This window comes from Frigoribacterium sp. Leaf172, assembly GCF_001424285.1.
Classification (GTDB): domain Bacteria; phylum Actinomycetota; class Actinomycetes; order Actinomycetales; family Microbacteriaceae; genus Frigoribacterium.
In genome coordinates this window covers 250,931-270,678 of the sequence record NZ_LMPB01000002.1, presented here as the reverse complement: position 1 = coordinate 270,678, position 19,748 = coordinate 250,931, and the positions used below count along the sequence as shown (strand labels likewise).

The 19,748-nt window shown below is 71.3% G+C and carries 19 protein-coding genes; 9 read left to right on the top strand and 10 right to left on the bottom strand.

What is annotated here, in order from left to right:
* Window positions 1-15: 15 nt before the first annotated feature.
* Window positions 16-660 carry a histidine phosphatase family protein gene (locus ASF89_RS07565; RefSeq protein ID WP_055813548.1) on the bottom strand — a complete coding sequence of 215 codons (645 nt, stop codon included), beginning with the start codon at window positions 658-660 and terminating at the stop codon, window positions 16-18.
* A 27-nt stretch (window positions 661-687) separates the two neighbouring features.
* Window positions 688-1,554 carry a Sir2 family NAD-dependent protein deacetylase gene (locus ASF89_RS07560; RefSeq protein WP_055797566.1) on the bottom strand — a complete coding sequence of 289 codons (867 nt, stop codon included), beginning with the start codon at window positions 1,552-1,554 and terminating at the stop codon, window positions 688-690.
* 102 nt (window positions 1,555-1,656) lie between these two features.
* Here ASF89_RS07560 and ASF89_RS07555 point away from each other — a divergent pair, with 102 nt between their 5' ends.
* Window positions 1,657-2,481, top strand: a complete 825-nt coding sequence (locus tag ASF89_RS07555; protein WP_055813546.1) for an RNA methyltransferase — start codon at window positions 1,657-1,659, stop codon at window positions 2,479-2,481.
* On the top strand, window positions 2,478-3,743 hold the full coding sequence (locus ASF89_RS07550; RefSeq protein ID WP_055797572.1) for a D-alanyl-D-alanine carboxypeptidase family protein: 1,266 nt from the start codon (window positions 2,478-2,480) through the stop codon (window positions 3,741-3,743). Before ASF89_RS07555 ends, ASF89_RS07550 begins: the two co-directional genes overlap by 4 nt.
* 33 nt (window positions 3,744-3,776) lie before the next feature.
* On the opposite strand, the gene ASF89_RS07545 is transcribed toward ASF89_RS07550, so the two are convergent.
* Window positions 3,777-4,565 carry an SGNH/GDSL hydrolase family protein gene (locus tag ASF89_RS07545; RefSeq protein WP_055797575.1) on the bottom strand — a complete coding sequence of 263 codons (789 nt, stop codon included), beginning with the start codon at window positions 4,563-4,565 and terminating at the stop codon, window positions 3,777-3,779.
* Between the two features lie 39 nt (window positions 4,566-4,604).
* Here ASF89_RS07545 and ASF89_RS07540 point away from each other — a divergent pair, with 39 nt between their 5' ends.
* From ASF89_RS07540 to ASF89_RS07525, 4 genes are all read left to right on the top strand, one after another.
* Window positions 4,605-5,798 carry an acyl-CoA dehydrogenase family protein gene (locus ASF89_RS07540; RefSeq protein WP_235484042.1) on the top strand — a complete coding sequence of 398 codons (1,194 nt, stop codon included), beginning with the start codon at window positions 4,605-4,607 and terminating at the stop codon, window positions 5,796-5,798.
* A gap of 36 nt (window positions 5,799-5,834) precedes the next feature.
* The gene (dinB, locus tag ASF89_RS07535; protein ID WP_055813543.1) at window positions 5,835-7,133 is read left to right on the top strand and encodes a DNA polymerase IV; all 1,299 of its coding nucleotides are present in this window, start codon (window positions 5,835-5,837) and stop codon (window positions 7,131-7,133) included.
* Window positions 7,134-7,210: 77 nt separating this feature from the next.
* Entirely contained in the window at window positions 7,211-8,989 is a 1,779-nt protein-coding gene (locus ASF89_RS07530) for a DEAD/DEAH box helicase (RefSeq protein WP_055814774.1), read from the top strand.
* Window positions 8,990-9,087: 98 nt separating this feature from the next.
* Window positions 9,088-9,342: a hypothetical protein gene (locus tag ASF89_RS07525; RefSeq protein WP_055797583.1), complete on the top strand. Its 255-nt coding sequence runs from the start codon at window positions 9,088-9,090 to the stop codon at window positions 9,340-9,342.
* Here the strand turns inward: ASF89_RS07525 and ASF89_RS07520 are convergent.
* From ASF89_RS07520 to ASF89_RS07490, 7 genes are all read right to left on the bottom strand, one after another.
* Window positions 9,291-9,857, bottom strand: coding sequence for a hypothetical protein (locus tag ASF89_RS07520; protein WP_156463348.1), 567 nt, complete (start codon window positions 9,855-9,857; stop codon window positions 9,291-9,293). The two genes, ASF89_RS07525 and ASF89_RS07520, sit on opposite strands and share 52 nt — an antisense overlap.
* Before the next feature lie 130 nt (window positions 9,858-9,987).
* Window positions 9,988-10,989, bottom strand: a complete 1,002-nt coding sequence (locus ASF89_RS07515) for a glycine betaine ABC transporter substrate-binding protein (RefSeq protein ID WP_055814770.1) — start codon at window positions 10,987-10,989, stop codon at window positions 9,988-9,990.
* A 45-nt stretch (window positions 10,990-11,034) separates the two neighbouring features.
* Complete coding sequence (locus ASF89_RS07510; RefSeq protein WP_055797588.1) at window positions 11,035-11,811, bottom strand: ABC transporter permease; 777 nt, start codon at window positions 11,809-11,811, stop codon at window positions 11,035-11,037.
* Window positions 11,808-13,133 (bottom strand): ABC transporter ATP-binding protein, encoded by a 1,326-nt coding sequence (locus tag ASF89_RS07505; protein ID WP_055813537.1) that lies wholly within the window; start codon window positions 13,131-13,133, stop codon window positions 11,808-11,810. The genes ASF89_RS07510 and ASF89_RS07505 overlap by 4 nt, the downstream gene beginning before the upstream one ends.
* Window positions 13,120-13,770, bottom strand: a complete 651-nt coding sequence (locus ASF89_RS07500; protein ID WP_369814542.1) for an ABC transporter permease — start codon at window positions 13,768-13,770, stop codon at window positions 13,120-13,122. The genes ASF89_RS07505 and ASF89_RS07500 overlap by 14 nt, the downstream gene beginning before the upstream one ends.
* A 118-nt stretch (window positions 13,771-13,888) precedes the next feature.
* The gene (locus ASF89_RS07495) at window positions 13,889-15,277 is read right to left on the bottom strand and encodes an LLM class flavin-dependent oxidoreductase (RefSeq protein WP_055813534.1); all 1,389 of its coding nucleotides are present in this window, start codon (window positions 15,275-15,277) and stop codon (window positions 13,889-13,891) included.
* A 77-nt stretch (window positions 15,278-15,354) separates the two neighbouring features.
* Window positions 15,355-15,987, bottom strand: coding sequence for a helix-turn-helix domain-containing protein (locus tag ASF89_RS07490; protein ID WP_055797599.1), 633 nt, complete (start codon window positions 15,985-15,987; stop codon window positions 15,355-15,357).
* A gap of 145 nt (window positions 15,988-16,132) precedes the next feature.
* On the opposite strand from ASF89_RS07490, the gene ASF89_RS07485 reads away from it, so the two are divergent.
* Genes ASF89_RS07485 through ASF89_RS07475 form a run of 3 tightly spaced genes read left to right on the top strand, consistent with a single transcriptional unit; the run spans window position 16,133 to window position 19,743 of the window.
* The gene (locus ASF89_RS07485) at window positions 16,133-17,713 is read left to right on the top strand and encodes an NCS1 family nucleobase:cation symporter-1 (protein WP_235484040.1); all 1,581 of its coding nucleotides are present in this window, start codon (window positions 16,133-16,135) and stop codon (window positions 17,711-17,713) included.
* An 11-nt stretch (window positions 17,714-17,724) separates the two neighbouring features.
* Window positions 17,725-18,468: an aspartate/glutamate racemase family protein gene (locus ASF89_RS07480; RefSeq protein ID WP_055813531.1), complete on the top strand. Its 744-nt coding sequence runs from the start codon at window positions 17,725-17,727 to the stop codon at window positions 18,466-18,468.
* A 27-nt stretch (window positions 18,469-18,495) separates the two neighbouring features.
* Entirely contained in the window at window positions 18,496-19,743 is a 1,248-nt protein-coding gene (locus ASF89_RS07475; RefSeq protein ID WP_055813529.1) for an MFS transporter, read from the top strand.
* The last annotated feature ends 5 nt before the right edge of the window (window positions 19,744-19,748 follow it).

Here is a 19,748-nt window from a genome sequence, read left to right as displayed (position 1 = left end):
CCGAGGAGGCGCGGTTCAGTCCCTCCCGCTCGCCCCGTTCTCGAGAGCGTTCTGGTACTCGAAGTCGAACGTCCCCGGGCGCTCGGACTCGAGCTCGATGGGGTCGTCGAACTCGCGGAGCACGAGACCGCCCCCGTCGGACATGAAGGAGTGGATCGAGCCGTTGCGGATCGGCACGCCGACATGGGCCTCGGTCTCGGGCGAGACGTGATTGACGACGGCTCGGATCACGGCGCCGTGCGTGGCCACCACCACCAGACCGCCGGCGTGGGAGCGGGCGATGTCGTCCAGTGCGGGCAGGACCCGCGCGACGAGATCGCGGCGGCTCTCGCGACCGGGCACCGGCGTTCCGGTCGGGAACCGGGCCTCGACCTCGGTTCCGGTGAGACCCTCGGCCTCGCCGTACCGGCGCTCGGCGAGTGCGGCCGCATGCGTCGGCGGAGCGAGGCCCAGGACCTCGGCGATGATGGCGCCCGTCTCGGCGGCCCGCGACAGCGGGCTCGCGACGACGGCCGAGACGCGGCGTCGCGCGAGCAACGCACCGGCCTCACGGGCCTGCGAGCGGCCCAGGTCGTTCAGGGGGATGTCGGTGGCGCCCTGGATGCGCCTCGCGCGGTTCCAGTCGGTCTCGCCGTGGCGCACGAGGTAGAGAAGAGTCACGCGGGTTCCTCCGATCGGCGGAACGGGTCAGGGGATCAGTCGCTCCGCGAGGGCCGCCAGGGTCTCCGACGTGCCGGCGTTCAGCTTAACCGCCGCTCGGCCGTCGCCCTTGGTGACGCCGCGGTTCACGACGACGACCGGCAGTCTCCGCCGGGTGGCCTGATCGAGCAGCCGGATGCCCGAGTTGACGACCAGCGAGGACCCGGCGATCAGCAGGGCCTCGGCCCCGACGACCAGGGAACGGGCCTCGGCGAACCGCTCGACGGGCACGAACTCGCCGAAGAACACCACGTCGGGCTTGAGCATGCCGCCGCAGACGGTGCAGACGGGCACCTCGAAGGCGTCGATGTCGTCCACCTCGACATCGCCGTCCGGGGCGAGCCGCACGCTCTCGGGGTGCTCGAGCCACGGGTTCGCCTCGGCCAGACGAGACGAGACCATGTCGCGGGCGAACGACTGGCCGCAGGTCAGGCAGACGACGCGGTCGACCGTGCCATGCAGATCGACGACCCGTTGCGAGCCCGCCCGCACGTGCAGGTTGTCGACGTTCTGCGTCACCACGCCGTTCGTCACCCCGGCGCGCTCGAGCTCCGCGAGGGCGCGATGGCCGCGGTTCGGCTCGGACGCGCGGAAGGCCTTCCAGCCCAGGTGGCTGCCCGCCCAGTAGCGCTTGCGGTACCGGTCGCTCGACAGGAACTGCTGGAAGGTCATCGGGTTGCGCGGCGGCGCCCCGGCGCCGCGGTAGTCGGGGATCCCCGAGTCGGTGCTGACGCCGGCCCCGGTCAGGACCGCCACCCGGCGACCCCGCAGGAGCCCCACCGCCTCGTCGAGGGCCTCGGCGTCGAGAGGGGGATCGACGACGCTCCCGCCCCGGGGCGTGGTGTTCGAGACCATCGAGGCTCCTTCCGATCCGTGGACGTTAGCCTAAACGTCGTCACCTCCCGTTTCGTCTCCGTCAGCCGACCTCGGCCCGGACCCCACCGCCTCCGGAGCCCCGTGCGCATCACCCGCATCACCGATCTCGACCACCCGGCCCTCGCCGACTACCGCCGACTCACGGACGTCGCGCTGCGCCGGGTGAGCGAACCCGAGGGCGGGCTCTACATCGCGGAGTCGTCGAAGGTCATCGAGCGGGCCCTGCGGGCGGGCCATGTGCCCCGGTCGGTGCTCATGACGGACCGCTGGCTCGCGGACATCGAGCCTCTGGTCGCCGACTTCGAGGGCGAGATCTTCATCGGCGACGCGGCCCTGCTCGAGACCCTGACGGGGTATCACCTGCACCGCGGGGCCCTTGCGGCGATGCACCGCCCCGCACTCCCCGACGTCGCCGCGGTCCTCGCCGACGCCAGACGGGTCGTCGTGCTCGAGGACATCGTCGACCACACCAACGTCGGGGCCATCTTCCGGGCCGTCGCCGGACTCGGGGCGGACGCCGTGCTCATCACGCCCCGATGCGCCGATCCGCTCTACCGCCGGAGCGTGCGCGTCAGCATGGGCACCGTCCTGCAGGTCCCGTGGACGCGCCTCCCGGAGTGGCCCGAAGGCGGCGACCTGCTGCGGGCGGCGGGCTTCGAGGTGGCCGCCCTCGCGCTGTCCGACGACGCGGTGCCCCTCGACGCCTACTCCGCCGACCCTCCCGAGAAGGTGGCGCTGCTGCTCGGGACCGAGGGCGACGGACTGAGCCGCGCCGCCCTGCGATCGTCCGACGTCGTCGTCACGATCCCCATGCTGCACGGCGTCGACAGCCTCAACGTCGCGGCCGCTTCGGCGGTGGCCCTCTGGGCGCTCCGGGTGCCCACGATGACGTCCGTCGGGCGATGACGGCTGCGACCGGCCCCACCGCCGGGTCGCGGCTCGGCGCACGGCGCCGTCGGCGCGGGGTCGTCGCCGCCCTCACGGCGCTGGTCGTGGTCGCCGGGTCGTACACGTCGGTCATGCTGCTCGGCCCCACCTCGCCCGCGGCGGCGACGGCCTCGACCTTCGAGGCGCCCGAGCAGGCGGCCCCCGATCTGACGTTCCCCGGCTACGGGGCGACGGCCGTGCAGGCCCTCGGCTACGACGACAGCCTCACGACGAGCGGCGACGATCGCGCCCGTCCCATCGCCAGCATCAGCAAGGTCGTCAGCGCACTGGTCGTGCTCGACGAGCGGCCCCTGGATGGCGGGGACGGTCCGACCATCACGTTCGACGCGGACGACGAGGCGCTCTACGACTCCTATCTGGCGCAGAACGGCAAGGTCGCGCCCATGCCCGCCGGCCTCCGCCTGACCGAGCGTCAGGCCCTCGAGGTCTCGCTGATCGAATCGGCGAACAACTACGCCGACGCGATCGCCCTGTGGGCCTTCGGCAGCTCGGAGGCGTTCGTCGAGGCGGCCGACGCCTGGCTCGACGACAAGGGCCTCACGTCGACCACGATCGTCGAGCCGACGGGCATGTCACCCGCGAACACGAGCACGGCCACCGATCTGGTCGCCCTGGGGCGACTCGCCCTCGAGGACCCCGTCGTGGCCGAGATCGTCCGCACCGACAGAGCGGTCATCCCGGGAGTCGGCGAGATCGAGAACTCCAACGAGCTGCTGGGCATCGACGGCGTGACCGGCATCAAGACGGGCACCCTCGACGAGGCGGGCGCGTGCCTGCTGTTCTCGGCGGACTACACGATCGGGGACGACACCGTGACGGTCGTGGGCGTGATGCTCGGCGGGGTCGACCACGACTCGCTCGACGTCGACGTCACGGCGCTGCTCGGCAGCGCGCTCGCACGGTTCCAGACGATCGATCTGACCCGCTCGGGCGACCCCTTCGCGCGGTACGACCTCCCCTGGGGAGCGACGTCCGAGGCCGTGACGACCGAGGACGCCTCCGTGCTCGTCTGGGGGGACGAGACGATCGAGGCTCGCGTGACGACCGATCCGATCGGGCCCGACGCCGCCGGCGCCGAGGTGGGGGTGGTCCGTTTCACGGTCGACGACGAGACGGTCGAGGTGCCGCTCGTGCTCGCCCGCGACATCCCCGAGCCGGGCGCCTGGTGGCGGCTGACCCACCCGGGCGAGATCATCGACGGGCTGACGCGCGCCTCCTGACCCTCGCCTCATAACCCTCGCTTCGGCGGGGCGTCAGACCTCGTCGCGGTAGACGACCGTGACGGCTTCGGGCCGTTTGGGCTGCCGGCCGTCGCCCGACGACTGATGGCGGATGCGACGGACCACCCAGGGCACGAGGTACTCCCGCGCCCAGCCCATGTCCTCGGAGCGGGCCTGACGCCAGGGTCGTCTCTGGAGCGGCTCCGGCTGGAAGGGCTCGAGGTCGTTCTCGACCGCCAGAGCGGCCAGGACCATCCGCGCGATGGTGTGATGACCGAGGGGGCTGAAGTGGAGGCGATCCGGCGCCCACATGCCCGGGCCCGACAGCTCGCGAAGCGCCCACATGTCGGCCACGACGGCGTCGTGACGCTGCGCGATCGCATGGACGTGCTCGTTGTAGATCGCGACCTTGCCCCGCATCCGACCGAGGACGGGGGTGGCGCCGATGTCGGGGCCGGTGAAGACGACGACGGTGGCGCCCTCGCTGCCGAGGCGCTCGACGAGACCCTCGAAGCCCGCCGCGACCTGGTCGGGGTCGGTGCCGGGGCGGATGATGTCGTTGCCCCCGGCGGAGACCGTGACGAGGTCGGGGCGGAGCGCGAGCGCGGCGTCGGCCTGCTCGTCGATGATCTGCTGCAGCAGGCGCCCGCGGACGGCGAGGTTCGCGTAGGCGAAGTCGTCCGTCGACGATCCGAGGACCTCGGCCACCCGGTCCGCCCATCCCCGGTGCCCGCCGGGGGACTTCTCCTCCGGGTCGCCGATGCCCTCCGTGAACGAGTCTCCCAGAGCGACGTACCGCGACCAGGGGTGCTGCTGTGACATGCCCACCACGTTACCCGGCGACCGGAATACTCTCGACCCGTGCAGACACCAGGACCTCGGATCAGGATCGACCGCGACACATCGCCGGAGGACGCCCTGCCGGCCGACCTCCTCGACCGGTTCCGGGCCCGTGCGGCGGTCGCGGACCGGGAGAACGCGTTCCCCGACGAGGACCTCGCCGAGCTCCGCGAGCGGGGGTGGCTGCGCCTGTTCGTCCCGCAGGACCGAGGAGGCGCGGGTCTCGGACTCGAGCAGGTCGCGGCCCTGCAGACCCGCCTCGCCACGGCCGCCCCGGCCACCGCCCTCGCGGTCGGGATGCACCTGGTCTGGACGGGCTGCGCCGCCGTGCTGCGGGCGAGAGGCGACGAATCGCTCGACTACGTCCTGGACGAGGCCGCCCGCGACGAGATCTTCGCCTTCGGCGTCAGCGAACCGGGCAACGACCTGGTCCTGTTCGATTCGGCCACCCGGGCGGAGCCGGACGACGACGGCGGCTACCGCTTCAGCGGGACGAAGATCTTCACCTCGCTGTCTCCTGTCTGGACCCGACTCGGGGTGTTCGGCCGCGACGACGCGGACCCGGGTCGACCGACGCTGGTGCACGGGTTCCTGAGGCGCGAGGACGGCGGCCACGAGTCGCTGGGCGACTGGGACACCATCGGCATGCGCGCGACCCAGAGCCACACCACCCGACTCGACCGGGCACCCGTCGCCGCCTCGCGGATCGTCCGACGACTGCCCGTCGGCCCCTCGTCCGACCCCTTCGTCTTCGCGGTGTTCGCCGTCTTCGAGACCCTCGTCTCGGCCGTCTACCGGGGGATCGCACGACGCGCCGTCGAACTCGCGGTCGAGGCGGCCACCACGCGGACGTCGCGTCGCGCGGGCGGGGCGCCGCTGTCGTCCGACGCGGTGATCCGGTGGCGGATCGCGGACGCCGCCATCGCCCTCGACGGCATGGAACCGCAGGTGGACACGGTCGCCCGGGACGTGGACCGGCTGGTCGACCACGGGGCGGCCTGGTTCCCGCGCGTGGTCGGGTTGAAGACGCGGACGACCGAGACCGCGCGCGCCGTCGTCGACCAGGCCGTCGCCGTGACGGGCGGCGCGTCGTACCGGACGTCGTCCGAGCTCGGCCGACTGCAGCGCGACGTGCTGGCCGGGCGCTTCCACCCGTCGAGCACGGACTCGGCTCATGCGACGACGGCCGCCTGGCTGCTCGGTCCCGCCTCCTGATCTCCGGATGTCGGAGGCCCGTGTGAGGATGCACGGGTGAGCAAACAGGACGGCAGCGGGCGGCTGGTCACCAGCCATCCCACCGACGACGCGACGGCTCCGATCCTCCACGTCGACATGGACGCCTTCTTCGCCTCGGTCGAACTGCTCGATCGCCCCGATCTGGTCGGTCAGCCGGTCGTGATCGGTCATCGGTCGGAGCGCTCGGTCGTCACGGCCGCGACGTACGAGGCACGGAAGTACGGCGTGAACTCCGCGATGCCCATGGCGATCGCGCTCCGGCGATGCCCGCAGGCCGTCGTCCTCGAGCCCCATGGCGAGAAGTACCGTCACTACTCGTCGATCGTCATGTCGATGTTCGACGACGTCACGCCGATGGTCGAGCGGCTCGGCATCGACGAGGCCTTCCTCGACGTCTCGGGGTCCATCCGCCTGATGGGGTCGCCCTTCGAGATCGCGACCGAGCTCCGCCGCAGGGTGCACGACGAGACGGGACTGCACTGCAGCATCGGCGCCGCCTCCACGAAGTTCGTGGCGAAGCTCGCGTCGAGCGTCGCCAAGCCGGACGGCCTGCTCATCGTCCCTCACGACGAGACGCTCGGGTTCCTGCACCCGCGGCCGATCAGCGGGCTCTGGGGCGTCGGGGGCAAGACGGAGGAGACCCTGCTCAACCTCGGCCTGCGGACCATCGGCGATGTGGCCGCCGCACCCCTCGACACGCTCGTGCGGGCCGTGGGCCCGGCAGGCGGTGCGAAGCTGCACGCCCTCTCCTGGGGCCGCGACCCGCGGTCCGTCACGACGACGACCGAGGAGAAGAGCCTCGGGCACGAGGTCACGTTCTCGAGCGACGTGACCGACCCCGTCGAGATCCGTCGCGAGCTGCTGCGGCTCAGCGACAAGGTCGCCGTCCGTCTCCGTGCCGCCGGCATGAGCGGACGCACCGTCGTGCTGAAACTGCGCACCACCGACTTCGTCACCATCACGCGCTCGAAGACGCTCGCCGAACCCACGGATCTCGGTCGACGCATCTACGACGAGGTGCGTTCGGTGTACGAGGCGACGGGCAAGCAGCACGAACGCATCCGGCTCGTGGGCGTCCGGGTCGAGCAGCTGGTGGCGGGTGCAGGGGGCGGCTTCTCGCTCGGGCTGTGGGACGAGGACGCCGACTGGCGCGAGGCCGAGTCGACGATGGACGCCCTCCAGGCGAAGTTCGGTTCGGCGATGCTCACGCCGGCGTCGCTCCTCCGCCCCGGCAACGGTCGGCCGGGCCGGCGCCGCACGGGCGCCTCGCCGGTCGAGCCGTCCGCCGACCCCGGGTACAGTGGGGTCGAGTGAGCACAGCTAGCGTGGACGATCCCTCGGGGCGCGACGACCCCCGCGGCGACAGCACCCTCGACCTCACGGACGTCGGCGTGTCCGCCGGCAACTCGGCCGCCGAGCACCTGTCTCCCGCCTTCCCCGAGCGAGCCGCCTGGGGCACCGCGGCCAAGCTCCGTGCCTGGCAGGCCGAAGCCCTCGAACAGTACTTCGCGACCTCGCCGGTCGACTTCCTCGCGGCAGCCACACCGGGCGCGGGCAAGACGACCTTCGCTCTGCGACTCGCGACGGAGCTCCTCTCGCGCGAAGTCGTCGACCGGGTCGTCGTCGTCGCCCCCACCGAGCACCTCAAGAGGCAGTGGGCGGACGCGGCCGATCGGGTGAATCTCCGTCTCGACCCGATGTTCAAGAACGCCGACGTGACCTTCGGCCGCCACTACCACGGTGTCGCCGTGACCTACGCGCAGGTGGGCATGAACCCCGAGGTGCACCGGGCTCTGACCGAGGCCGGTCGCACCCTCGTCATCCTCGACGAGGTGCACCACGGCGGCGACGCCCTCAGCTGGGGCGACGGCATCCGCGAGGCCTACGGCAAGGCGACCAGGCGGCTCTCCCTGACCGGCACCCCGTTCCGCTCCGACACCGCACCCATCCCGTTCGTCACGTACACGGCCGACGAGCAGGGCATCCGGACCTCCCGCTCCGACTACGCCTACGGCTACGGCCGGGCTCTCGCCGACGGCGTCGTGCGCCCCGTGCTCTTCATGGCCTACGCCGGTCAGATGCGCTGGCGGACCCGCATGGGCGACGAGATGAGCGCCTCCCTCGGCGAGGCCGTCACCAAGGACATCACGGCTCAGGCCTGGCGCACGGCGCTCTCGCCTCAGGGCGACTGGATCCCGGCCGTGCTGTCCGCAGCCGACAAGAGGCTCACCGAGGTCCGGCGCGGCGTCCCCGACGCCGGCGGGCTCGTGATCGCGACCGACCACACCGCCGCCCGCCAGTACGCGGCCGTGCTGCAGAGGATCACGGGGGAGCGCCCCACGGTCGTCCTCTCGGACGAGAAGGCGGCCAGCGACCGGATCCAGGCGTTCTCGGACAGCGACAGCCGGTGGATGGTGGCGGTCCGGATGGTGTCGGAGGGCGTCGACGTGCCTCGGCTCGCCGTCGGCGTCTACGCGACCTCCGCCTCGACCCCGCTGTTCTTCGCCCAGGTCGTCGGCCGGTTCGTCCGAGCCCGTCGCCGCGGCGAGACGGCCTCGATCTTCCTGCCGAGCGTGCCGAGTCTCATGGCCCTGGCAGGGCAGCTCGAACTCGAGCGCGATCACGCCCTCGACCGGCCGACCACGGCCGACGACGGCATCTTCGCCCCCGAAGAGGACATGATGGCCGCCGCCAACCGCGAGGAGAAGGCCTCGAGTCTGCTCGAGCAGCAGCCGTTCGAGGCGCTCGATTCGCAGGCGTCCTTCGACCGGGTCCTCTACGACGGCGGCGAGTTCGGCACCGGTGGCGAGATCGGCAGTCTCGAGGAGCTCGACTTCATCGGCATCCCCGGTCTGCTGGAACCCGACCAGGTGCGCGATCTCCTCCGTCAGCGTCAGGCCACGCAGGCGCGCCGATCATCGAAGACGAGGATGCCGACCGCGGCCGCCCCGATCGAGACCGCCCGACCGCTCTATCAGACCATCAAGGAGCAGCGTCAGGAGCTCAGCCGGCTGGTGTCCATCTGGTCCCGGCACTCGAACGAACCCCACGGCCTCATCCACGCGGACCTCCGTCGGATCAGCGGCGGCCCGTCGGTGGCTCAGGCCAGCACGGAGCAGATCCAGAAGCGGATCGACGTGCTCCGGGGACGCATCGGCAACCGCAAGTAGCCCCTGCGCCGCCGTGATCCGCCCCGAATCCGCTTGACCGGCTTCTCGGGCCGGGGCTCGCGCCGGACCCTGCCCCGGGGTCCGCGTACGATCGGGGGATGCTCGATCCGCTCGGAGAACGTCGCTGGGTCGTCCGTCGCGAAGACGGTTCCGCCCCGTTGGCGCTCGTGGAGCGGTTCGGCGGGGGTTACCGACTGACGCGGTGGTCCATCGTCGAGAGAGAGCAGCGCCCCCTCGGGGTCTTCACGTCGGCGGAGCAGGCCGAGACCGCCTGGTGGCGGCATCTCGACCGAGACCATGGTCACCGCAGCGGCAGCACCTCGGCGAGGGCGAGACGCCTCGGCGAGGACTGAATGCGCTCCCGTCTCGCCCCTCCGCCGATGTCCCGGCTCAGGCCGCCCTGATCCGCCCTCGACGACACGCCCGCGATCGACGCGGACGCCGCGGACGCCGGTGCCGCCGGCGCCACCACCCAGGGGCGGACGCCGACGTCGGTGCAGCCCAGCACGGAGCGGACGACGAGCCCCGGCGACGAGTCGAGCGTGCTGAGGGACTCGCACCACGCCCTGTCCGAATCGTTCGGCTCTGCCCCACCCGGGCGTTCGATGACGAACGACACCCAGGCGACCTCGAACTCGGCGACCACCGCCTCCAGGGCGCGGCCCCATGCGAGGACGGCCGACCGCGACGGCCGCTCGGGGATCCCCTCGAGGGGGACCATCATCGGGAGCTGCACGTCATCGCGGTCGAAGAACAGCGTCCACAGCTGACGGCGGACGGCCACGGGCAGCAGCTCGGCCACCCAATCGGCGAGATCGTGAACGCTCGAGACGGGCAGATGGGCGGGTGAGGGAGGGGGGCAGGTCATGGCCTCAGCCTGCCGGGGCCCTGCAGCTGATCGGAGCCGCTCCACAGCCCGGGTCGCTCTCCGTGCCCGGCCTTCTGATGGGGAGGGATCATGGCCCCCTCGCCGGACGACCGTGCCACGACACCGGCCCTCAGGGACGCGTGACGAAGCCCTTCTCGATCATCCAGTCGAAGGCCACGTCGGCCGGCTCCTCCCCTTCGACGTCGACCCTCAGATTCAGACCACGGAGCTCCTCGTCCGTGAGCTCGGGCGAGATCAGGTCGAACACGTCGGCCAGTTCGGGGTACGTCTCGAGCGTCGCGGTCGACAGCACCGGGGCCGCGTTGTAGGCGGGGAAGAACCCCTGGTCATCTTCGAGGACGGTGAGGTCGAGGGCGTCGATGCGACCGTCTGTGGTGAAGATCTCGCCGAAGTTGCAGTTGCCGCGATCGGTCGCCTCGTAGACGGTGCCGGTGTCGAGGATGCTCACGTTGCTCGTCGGCACCCCGTCCGGAGCGCCCAGCTCGAGGCCGTACCTCTCGAGCATGGGCTTGAAGCCGTCGGCACGACTGTTGAACTCGGCCTCGACGCAGAACGTGCGCTGCTCGACGGGGAGTGCGGCGATGTCCGAGAGCGTGGCGACGTCGCCCAGCTCGGCCACCGCCTCCGATCGGACGGCCATGGCGTACGTGTTGTTCAGGGGCGCCGGCTCCAGCCAGGTCAGGCCGTTGACCGTGTCCGCGTCGCGGACCGCCTCGAACTGCTCCTGCTGGTCGGGGATGCCCGCGGCCTCGCCGAGGTAGGTCAACCAGGCCGTGCCCGTGTACTCGTACGTCATGTCGGCGTCGCCGTCGAGCATGAGCTGTCGGACGGCGACGCTGCCCGGCACGTTCGTGAGGTCGGTCACCTCGAAGCCCGCGGCCTGTGCCGCGAGGACGGCGATCTTGCCGAGGACGAGCTGCTCGGTGAAGTTCTTGGCGGTCACCGTGAGCGCCGCGTCGGCGGGCAGGCCCTCGATCGCCTCGATCGACCCGGGCGCCACGGCGGGCACGAAGGCGGTGGCGGGCTGCAGGCCGCACCCGGCGAGCCCGGCCACCGTCGCTGCGGCGAGCACGCCCGCGAGAGCGCCGCGGACAGCCGGCCGACGGTGGATGCGCGAGGTCGATGAGCGCGGGCGGGAGTCGTGATGGACCACGGGTCAGAGTCCCTTCGGCCGGGCGACGTGTTCGACGAGTCGCCCCAGCCAGTCGATGAGCAGGGCCAGCAGGGCGATGAGGATCGCGCCCGAGACGAGGACCCGGGGGAGGAACAGATTGACGCCGGTCGTGATGAGGAGCCCGAGCCCGCCCGCCCCGATGAACGTGGCGAGGGCGGCCGAACCGACGAGGAGGACGAGGGCGGTGCGGATGCCCGACAGCATCACCGGCACGGCGAGGGGCAGCTCGACCCTGAGCAGCACCGAGAAGGCGCTCATGCCCATCCCTCGTCCCGCCTCGACGAGTCGGGAGTCGACGCTCTGCAGACCGATCATCGTGTTGCGGAGCACCGGCAGGACGGCGTAGAGCACGAGGGCCACGACCGCTGCTCGGAACTCGAAGCCGAGCCAGAACGCCAGGAGGACGATGAGGCCGATCGCGGGGGCCGCCTGTCCGAAGTTCGCGACGGCGAGCACGCCCCCGCTGATCTTGACGAAGGGACGACGCGTGAGCAGGATCCCGAGGGGGATCGCGATCACGAGCACGATCAGCGCCGAGACGAAGGTCAACGAGAGGTGCTCGCTCATCAGCGACACCAGGGTGTCCGGGTTGAGCGTCGTCCGTTCGCCGGCGCTGAGGTCCGCTGCCGACAGCCAGACGGCGAAGGCCCCGAAGCCGAGGAGGACCGCCACCGGTTGCGGGACGAGCCCCAGCCAGGTCGGACGGTGTGCGCGACTCGACCCCGCGCCGGCGGTGCCGACTGCGGTGGCCGCGCTCACGATCGCCCCTCGGACGAGGCCGGGGTCTCAGCGCCGGTCGACCCGGGCTCGTCGACCGGTCCCGGCCCGCTCGAGGGCCGGGCGTCGCGCGCCGTGACGTCGACCACGTCGAGCTGGCCCGTGTTGGTGCCGACGGGCGTGTACTCGGCGGCCACGGCGGCCGCCTTCCGGGCACGGGTGATCGCCTCCATGACGACCTCGACCGTGATGACGCCGATGAACGAGTCGCGGCGCCCGGTCACGAGCGCGGCCCCCGCGCTCGAGACGAGCATGGTGTCGAGCGCGTCGTTCAGGGTCGCCCCGCTGCCGATCACCGGGAGGTCGGCGTCGACGGTCGCGGAGACGGTGTCGACGCGCGAGAGCCGGCGCGTCGACGGCCAGGCGATGGGCCGGTTGCGCTCGTCGACGACGACGACGTGGTTGTGCCCGGCGGCCTTCGCCCGGGCGAGCACCTCAGCACCGGACTCGCCCGGGGACGCGACGACCGCCTCCTCGAGATCGACGTCGCCGACCCGGGACAGCGTCAGCTGCTTGAGCCCGGCGCCGGAGCCGATGAAGTTCTCGACGAACTCGTTCGCCGGCTCGGCGAGGATCCGCTCGGGGGTGTCGTACTGCACGATGTGCGCCCCCTCCGAGAACACGACGATCCAGTCGCCCAGCTTGACCGCCTCGTCGAAGTCGTGCGTCACGATGACGATGGTCTTCTGCAGCTCGTGCTGGATGTTGATGAGCTCGTCCTGAAGACGCTGCCGCGTGATCGGGTCGACGGCCCCGAACGGCTCGTCCATGAGCAGCACCGGCGGATCCGCGGCCAGGGCCCGGGCGACGCCGACGCGCTGCTGCTGCCCACCCGAGAGCTCGCGGGGGAATCGATCGCGATAGGTCTCCGGGTCGAGCGACACCAGCTCGAGCAGTTCGTCGACGCGGGCGGCGATGCGCTCCTTCGACCAGCCGAGCATCTTCGGAACGATTCCGATGTTCGTCGCGACGGTCATGTGCGGGAACAGCCCGCCGGCCTGGATGACGTAGCCGATCCGACGGCGCAGATCATCACCGTCGATGTCCGTCACGTCGTCGTCCCCGAGCACGATCCGCCCCTCGGTGGGCTCGATGAGGCGGTTGATCATCTTCAACGTGGTCGTCTTGCCGCAACCGGACGGGCCGACGAGCATGACGATCTTGCCGGCGGGGATCTCCAGCGTGATCCCGTCGACGGCCGGCCTCGCCTGGCCGGGGTACCGCTTGGTGACCTGCTCGAGGCGGATCGCCTTGCCCGAGACCTCTCCGGTCGACGAGACGGCGGGGGAGTCAGTTCTGGACACGGATACCTCGCGAGATGGTCAGGCGGCCGAGGCCGACGAGCAGGAGATCGAGCACGGCGGCGAGGACGATGACGCCGACGACACCGGTGACGACGGAGGCGAGCGCGTTGGCGCCGCCGGTTCGGGACAGACCCGAGAAGATGAAGCCGCCGAGCCCGGGCCCCAGGCTGTACGCCGCGACGGCCGCGATGCCCATGACCATCTGAGCGCTGACGCGGACACCGGTCAGGATGATCGGCCAGGCGAGCGGCAGCTGGACCGTGAGCAGGGTCCGCATCGAGCCCATGCCCGCGCCGCGCGCGGATTCGAGCAGCGAGGCGTCGACCTCGTTCAACCCGACGACCGCGTTCCGGAGGATGGGCAGGGTCGCGAAGAACGTGACGATGGCGACCGCCGGAGGCACGCCGAAGCCGAGGAACGGGATGAGGAGGCCCACCAGGGCGAACGACGGGAGCGTCAGACCGACGGCGGACACGCCGTTCGCGACGGCGCTCAGCCAGGGGGTCCGGTGGACCAGCACGGCGATGACGACGGCGAGGACGACTGCCAGCACCACGCATTGGACCACGAGGCTGAAGTGCTGCCAGGAGGCGAACCAGATCTGGTCCCACCTCGCCGCCACGTACTCGAACACCATCGCCGCCCGCCCCTCGTCAGCCGGGCCGATCCGACCCTCACCCCACGGCCCAGACGGGCTGCACAGCACGTTAACCCTAACCGGGATGCGCGCCGGGCGTCACGGAGAGGCCGCGGGGTCAGCCGTCGGTCGGCTCCGCAGCGACCTTGTACCGCGCGCCGTGGTGCTCGTCGGGGAGACGATCGCCGCGACCGAAGAGCTTCTGCCGCAGGGTGCCGGGCTCGTACTCCGTGGGGTAGACGCCGCGGGCCTGCAGCACCGGGATCACGTGCTCGACGATGTCCTCGAAGGTCCCGGGGGTGATGGCGTAGGCCAGGTTGAACCCGTCGACGTCGGTCTCGTCCACCCACTCCTGCAGCTGATCGGCGATCTGCTCGCCCGAACCAACGATGCGCGGACCGAGACCCCCGATGCCGGCCGCCTCGGCGATGTCCCTGATCGTCCACTCCCTGCCGGTGTCGCCCTCCTGGGCCTGGAAGTTGGCGAGCGCCGACTGGATCGCGTTGCTCTCGACGTCTCCGACCGGATCGTCGAGCGAGTAGGTCGAGAGATCGACGCCCATCCAGCCCGACATGAGCGTCAGCGCGCCTTCGTGCGACGCGTACCGCTGGTACTCCTCGTGCTTGGCCGCCGCGGCCTCGGGGGTCGCGTCCGTGATGACGGTCAGGAGCGTGTAGATGCGCGCCGAGTAGCGATCGCGCCCCGCCTCCTCCAGGGCGTCGCGCAGCTTCGTCACGGTGGACGCGAGGCGCTCCTTGGTTGGGGCCGCCACGAAGATCGACTCGGCGTTCCCGGCGGCGAAGCGGATGCCTCGGGGCGAGGCCCCGGCCTGGTAGATGACCGGGGTGCGCTGGGGGCTGGGCTCGGCGATGTGGATCCCCGGCACCTTGTAGTAGGTGCCGTCGTGCCCGATCGAGTGCACCTTCGCCGGGTCGGTGAACACGCCGGTCTCCCGATCCCGGACCACCGCGTCGTCCTCCCACGACCCCTCCCACAGCTTGTAGAGCACCTCGAGGTACTCGTCCGCCTGGTCGTAGCGCGTGTCATGGTCGAGCTGGTCGTCGGCGCCCATGTTGCGGGCGGCGCTCGGGAGGTACCCGGTCACGACGTTCCAGCCCACCCGTCCCTCCGTCAGGTGGTCGAGGGTCGACATGCGTCGCGCGAAGGGGTACGGGTGCTCGTAGGCGGTGCCCGCCGTGATGCCGAACCCGAGGTGCTCGGTGGCGGCCGCCATCGCCGAGACCAGCAGGATCGGGTCGCCGACGGGGGTCTGGGTGCCGTTCCGCAGGGCGGCGTCGTGGTTCCCGCCGTAGACGTCGTAGGTGCCGAGCACGTCGGCGATGAAGAGCCCGTCGAAGACGCCCTTCTCGAGGAGGCGCGCGAGGGAGGTCCAGTAGCTCAGCTTCGTGTAGTCGGCCGACCGGTCGTCGGGGTGGCGCCACAGTCCGGGGGACTGGTGCCCCACGCAGTTCATGTCGAAGGCGTTGAACCGGATTCGTCGAGTCATGACCTCATTCTGGGTCGCCGTCCCGAGCGCGTCGCCGGATGCCGAAACACGGCGTCACACTCGCGCGCCCACCCGATCTACGCGCCGGGGTGGACGATGAGCCACGTGGCCACGGCGTCGATGTCGCCCCGGTTGCCCAGGCGGTGGGGGAGATCGCACGGGAACGTCACGGAGTCGCCGGCCCGGACGACGATCCGCTCGTCGGGGAACTCGATCGTCAGCTCGCCGGAGACCACCGTCCCCACCTCGTAGCCCTCGTGGGTGACGAGGTCGTTCACGCCGGTCGCCGAGGCGCCCGGCGGATAGGTCGACTCGAAGAAGTCGACGCCGCGCAGATGACCGGGCGAGAGACGACGGAAGACGACACCGCCGCCCAGGACGACGGGTCGGCTCTCGTCGGCCCGCTGCACGACGACGCTCCGAGGAGGCGCGGCGACGGTGCCACCCGGTGCCGCCGACGCCCCGGTCGCGAAGACGTCGGCCAGCGGGACCTCCAGGACCTGCACGATGGTGAGGAGTCGGCTCACGGACGGTCGCCGGGCCCCTCGCTCGAGCTGCGACACGGCGCTGGGCGAGATGTCGAGTCGGGTGGCGAGGGATCTCAGCGAGAGCCCTCGGGCGAGGCGGAGCTCGCGGAGACGTGCCCCGAGGGCGATCGCGTCGAGGTCGATCGCGGAGTCGTCCGGTCGCGACGAGGGTGTTCCGGGCACGGGCAGCCGATCTGTCGGGTGTGAAGCGATGGCTGTCACACGCTTGTTACCTCGCGGAAACCGACGACAGGTTGTGAAGCCATAGATTCACACCAGGACGAGGATCACCACCCCCTCACGCTACCTCGTCGATCAGGAGGAACTCGTGGAATCGAACACCGCTCCGACCGCCCCGGCGGAGGCGCCCGACACCTCCCCGCTCGACCGGACGCCGTCCGGCCACGCTGCCGGGGGAGCCGGGTACCACCCGGACCTGACCAACGACGACCTCGCGCCTCTGACCCGCCAGACCTGGCGCAGCTACAACATCTTCGCGTTCTGGATGTCCGACGTGCACTCGGTCGGCGGGTACGTGACGGCGGGCAGCCTCTTCGCCCTCGGCATCGCCAGCTGGCAGGTCCTGGTGGCGCTCGTCGGCGGCATCGTGATCGTCAACGTCTTCACGAACATGGTCGCGAAGCCGAGTCAGCGCACGGGTGTTCCGTACCCCGTGGTCAACCGGGCGGTCTTCGGCGTCCGAGGAGCCAACATCCCGGCGATCATCCGGGGCCTGATCGCCACGGCCTGGTACGGCGTCCAGACCTACCTCGCCTCGCAGGCCCTCACGATCATGTTCCTGAAGTTCCTCCCGGGCAGCGCGGCCCTGCTCGAGCCGTCCTTCCTCGGCCTCGACGCCCTCGGCTGGATCAGCTACGGGATCCTGTGGGTGGCACAGGCGGCGCTGTTCTGGCGGGGGATGGAGTCCATCCGCCGATTCATCGACTTCGCCGGCCCTGCCGTCTACATCGTGATGATCGCCCTGGCCGTCTATCTCGTCTCGCAGGCGGGCTGGGGCGGCGTGAGCCTCACCCTGTCGGCCGGGCCCCCGCTCGACCTCGGGGCGTCGATCCCCGTCATGCTCTCGGCCGTGGCCATCGTGGTGAGCTACTTCTCGGGACCGATGCTGAACTTCGGCGACTTCGCCCGATACGGTCGCAGCTTCCAGGCCGTGAAGAAGGGCAACCTCCTGGGACTGCCCGTCAACTTCCTCTTCTTCTCGCTGCTCACGGTGATCTGCGCCTCCGCGACGGTGCCGGTCTTCGGGAGGCTCATCACCGACCCCATCGAGACCGTCGACGCCATCGGCACACCCTTCGCGATCCTCCTCGGCGGGCTGACGTTCGTCACGGCCACGGTCGGCATCAACATCGTCGCGAACTTCATCTCGCCGGCCTTCGACTTCACGAACGTGAGCCCGCGCCGCATCAGCTGGCGCGCCGGAGGGATGATCGCCGCCGTGGGCAGCGTCGCCCTCACCCCCTGGAACTGGTACGGGGACGCCCAGGCCATCCAGTACTCGCTGGGTGTGCTCGGCGCCCTCATCGGTCCGCTGTTCGGCATCCTCATCGCGGGGTACTACCTCGTCGGTCACCAGCGGATCGCAGTCGACGACCTCTTCACGATGGGCCCCGCCGGGCGCTACTGGTACCGGCGCGGCGTCAACCCGAACGCCGTCCGAGCCCTGGTCGCCTCGGGAACCGCATCCGTGGCCGTCGCCGTCGTGCCGGCGGTCGTCGTCGACCTCGGCGGCCCCTCGGTCGTCTGGGTCAGCAACTACAGCTGGTTCGTCGGCTGCGGTCTCGGCCTCCTCATCTTCCGCGCCCTCGAACGACGCTGGCCCCGCATGCCGTCGCTCGACCCCGCCGACGAGTCCGTCGACGACGGCACCGCCCCCACCCCCGCCTAGGAGACACCGCCGTGCACATCCGTGTCATCAACCCCAACACCAGCGTCGCCATGACCCGATCGATCGGCACCGCGGCGAGGGACGCCGTGTCGCCGTCGTCTCGGGTGAGCGCCGCCCATCCGACGATGGGCCCCGCCTCCATCGAGAGCCACTACGAGGAGGCGCTGGCCGTCCCCGGTCTCCTCGAGCAGATCTCCGTCGGGGAGCGCGAGGGGGTCGACGCGTTCGTGATCGCCTGCTTCGGCGATCCCGGACTCGACGCCGCGCGGGAGCTGGCGACGGTTCCGGTGGTGGGCATCGCGGAGGCGGCGTTCCATGCGGCCGCCTTCGTGGCCCGTCGGTTCGGCGTCGTGACGACGCTGCGACGCACCACGGGTCGCGCGCGCGAACTCGTCGACCGGTACGGGTTCGGGTCCGCCTGCACGGTGATCCGGGCCTGCGAGATCCCGGTGCTGGCACTCGACGACCCGGCGTCCTCGGCCCGGCGGGCGGTCGCCGACGAATGCCGCCTGGTCCTCGACTCGGGGGCCGAGGCGATCGTCCTCGGCTGCGCGGGGATGGCCGACCTCTGCCACGAGCTCACCGTCGAGCTCGGGGTCCCCGTCGTCGACGGCGTCCGGGCGGGTGCCGCCTTCGCCGAGTCCCTCGCTCGCCTCGGTCTGAGCAGCGGCGCACGGGGCGAGTACGCCGCACCTCCCGAGAAGGACTTCTCGGGTCTGCTCAGCGGCTTCTCGCTCGCGGGGCCGTCCGCCTGACCCGAGGCGACGACGTACCCTGAGGGGATGTCCACACCGGCGCCCGACGTCCCCCACGAGGCGCCCCGCGTCCGACTCGGACGCGACGTGGTCGTCCTCGGCGTCATCGCGTTCTTCGTCATGGTCGGATTCGGCGTCGTCGTGCCCGTCCTCCCGGTCTACGCCCGGAGCTTCGGGGTCGACAACACCCTGGTCGGCGCCGTGCTGTCGGCCTTCGCCCTCATGCGCCTCGTGGCGAGCCCCTTCGTCGGCAAGCTGCTCGACCGGGTCGGCGAGCGACTCGTCCTCGCGGTCGGCATCGGCATCGTCGCCATCTCGAGCGGCCTGGCGGGGCTCGCCGAGACGTACCCGCAGCTGCTGCTGCTCCGTGGTCTCGGCGGCATCGGGTCGGCCATGTTCAGCATCGCGGCAATGACCCTCCTCCTCGCCACGACGGCGCCGTCGCATCGCGCACGGGCCATCGGCTTCTATCAGGGCGGCTTCCTGGTCGGCGGCATGGCCGGTCCGGCCCTCGGCGGGGTCCTGGCCACGATCTCCCTCACGGCGCCCTTCTTCTTCTACGCGGCCACCCTCGTGATCGCCGGCGTGGTGGGCGTCGTGCTGCTGCGACCGCCGCGAGGCCGCAGCACGACGGCACCGGGCGAACCCCCCGTCGCCTTCGCGGTCGTGATCCGCGACATCCGCTTCCGGGCGGCGTGCGTGGCGAGCTTCGCGCAGGGCTGGTCGTCCCTCGGGGTGCGCAGCGCGCTCGTCCCCGTCCTGGTCGTCGAGGTGCTCAAGGGGACGACGGCCTGGACGGGCGTCGTCTTCGCGGTGGCCGCGGTCGCCCAGACCGTCGCCCTCGCTCCCGCCGCCCGCCTGGTCGACACGGTGGGGCGCCGACCGGCGATGATCGTCGCGTTCCTCGTCGCCGGAGTCACGCTCGCCGCCGTGGCGTTCTCGACCGACGTCGTGATGCTCGGTGCGCTGCTGGCCGTCTACGGCGTGGCCACGGCCTTCATGGGCACGGCTCCCGCCGCGCTGGTCGGCGACGCGGCGGGCGGTCGCGGCGGTCGCCCCGTGGCCGTGTTCTCGATGTGCTCCGACGTGGGCGCGATCGCCGGTCCGCTGATCGCGGGTCTGCTGGTGGACACCACGTCGTACGCGGTCGCGTTCGGCTCTGCGGGGGCCCTCCTGGTGCTCAGCGCCGTCGTGTCGCTGCGACTGCCGCGGGCCCTGCCCGCCGACCACGATGCGAAGGAGGCGCGCCCCGGTTCCCCGGGACGCGCCTCCTGATCGAC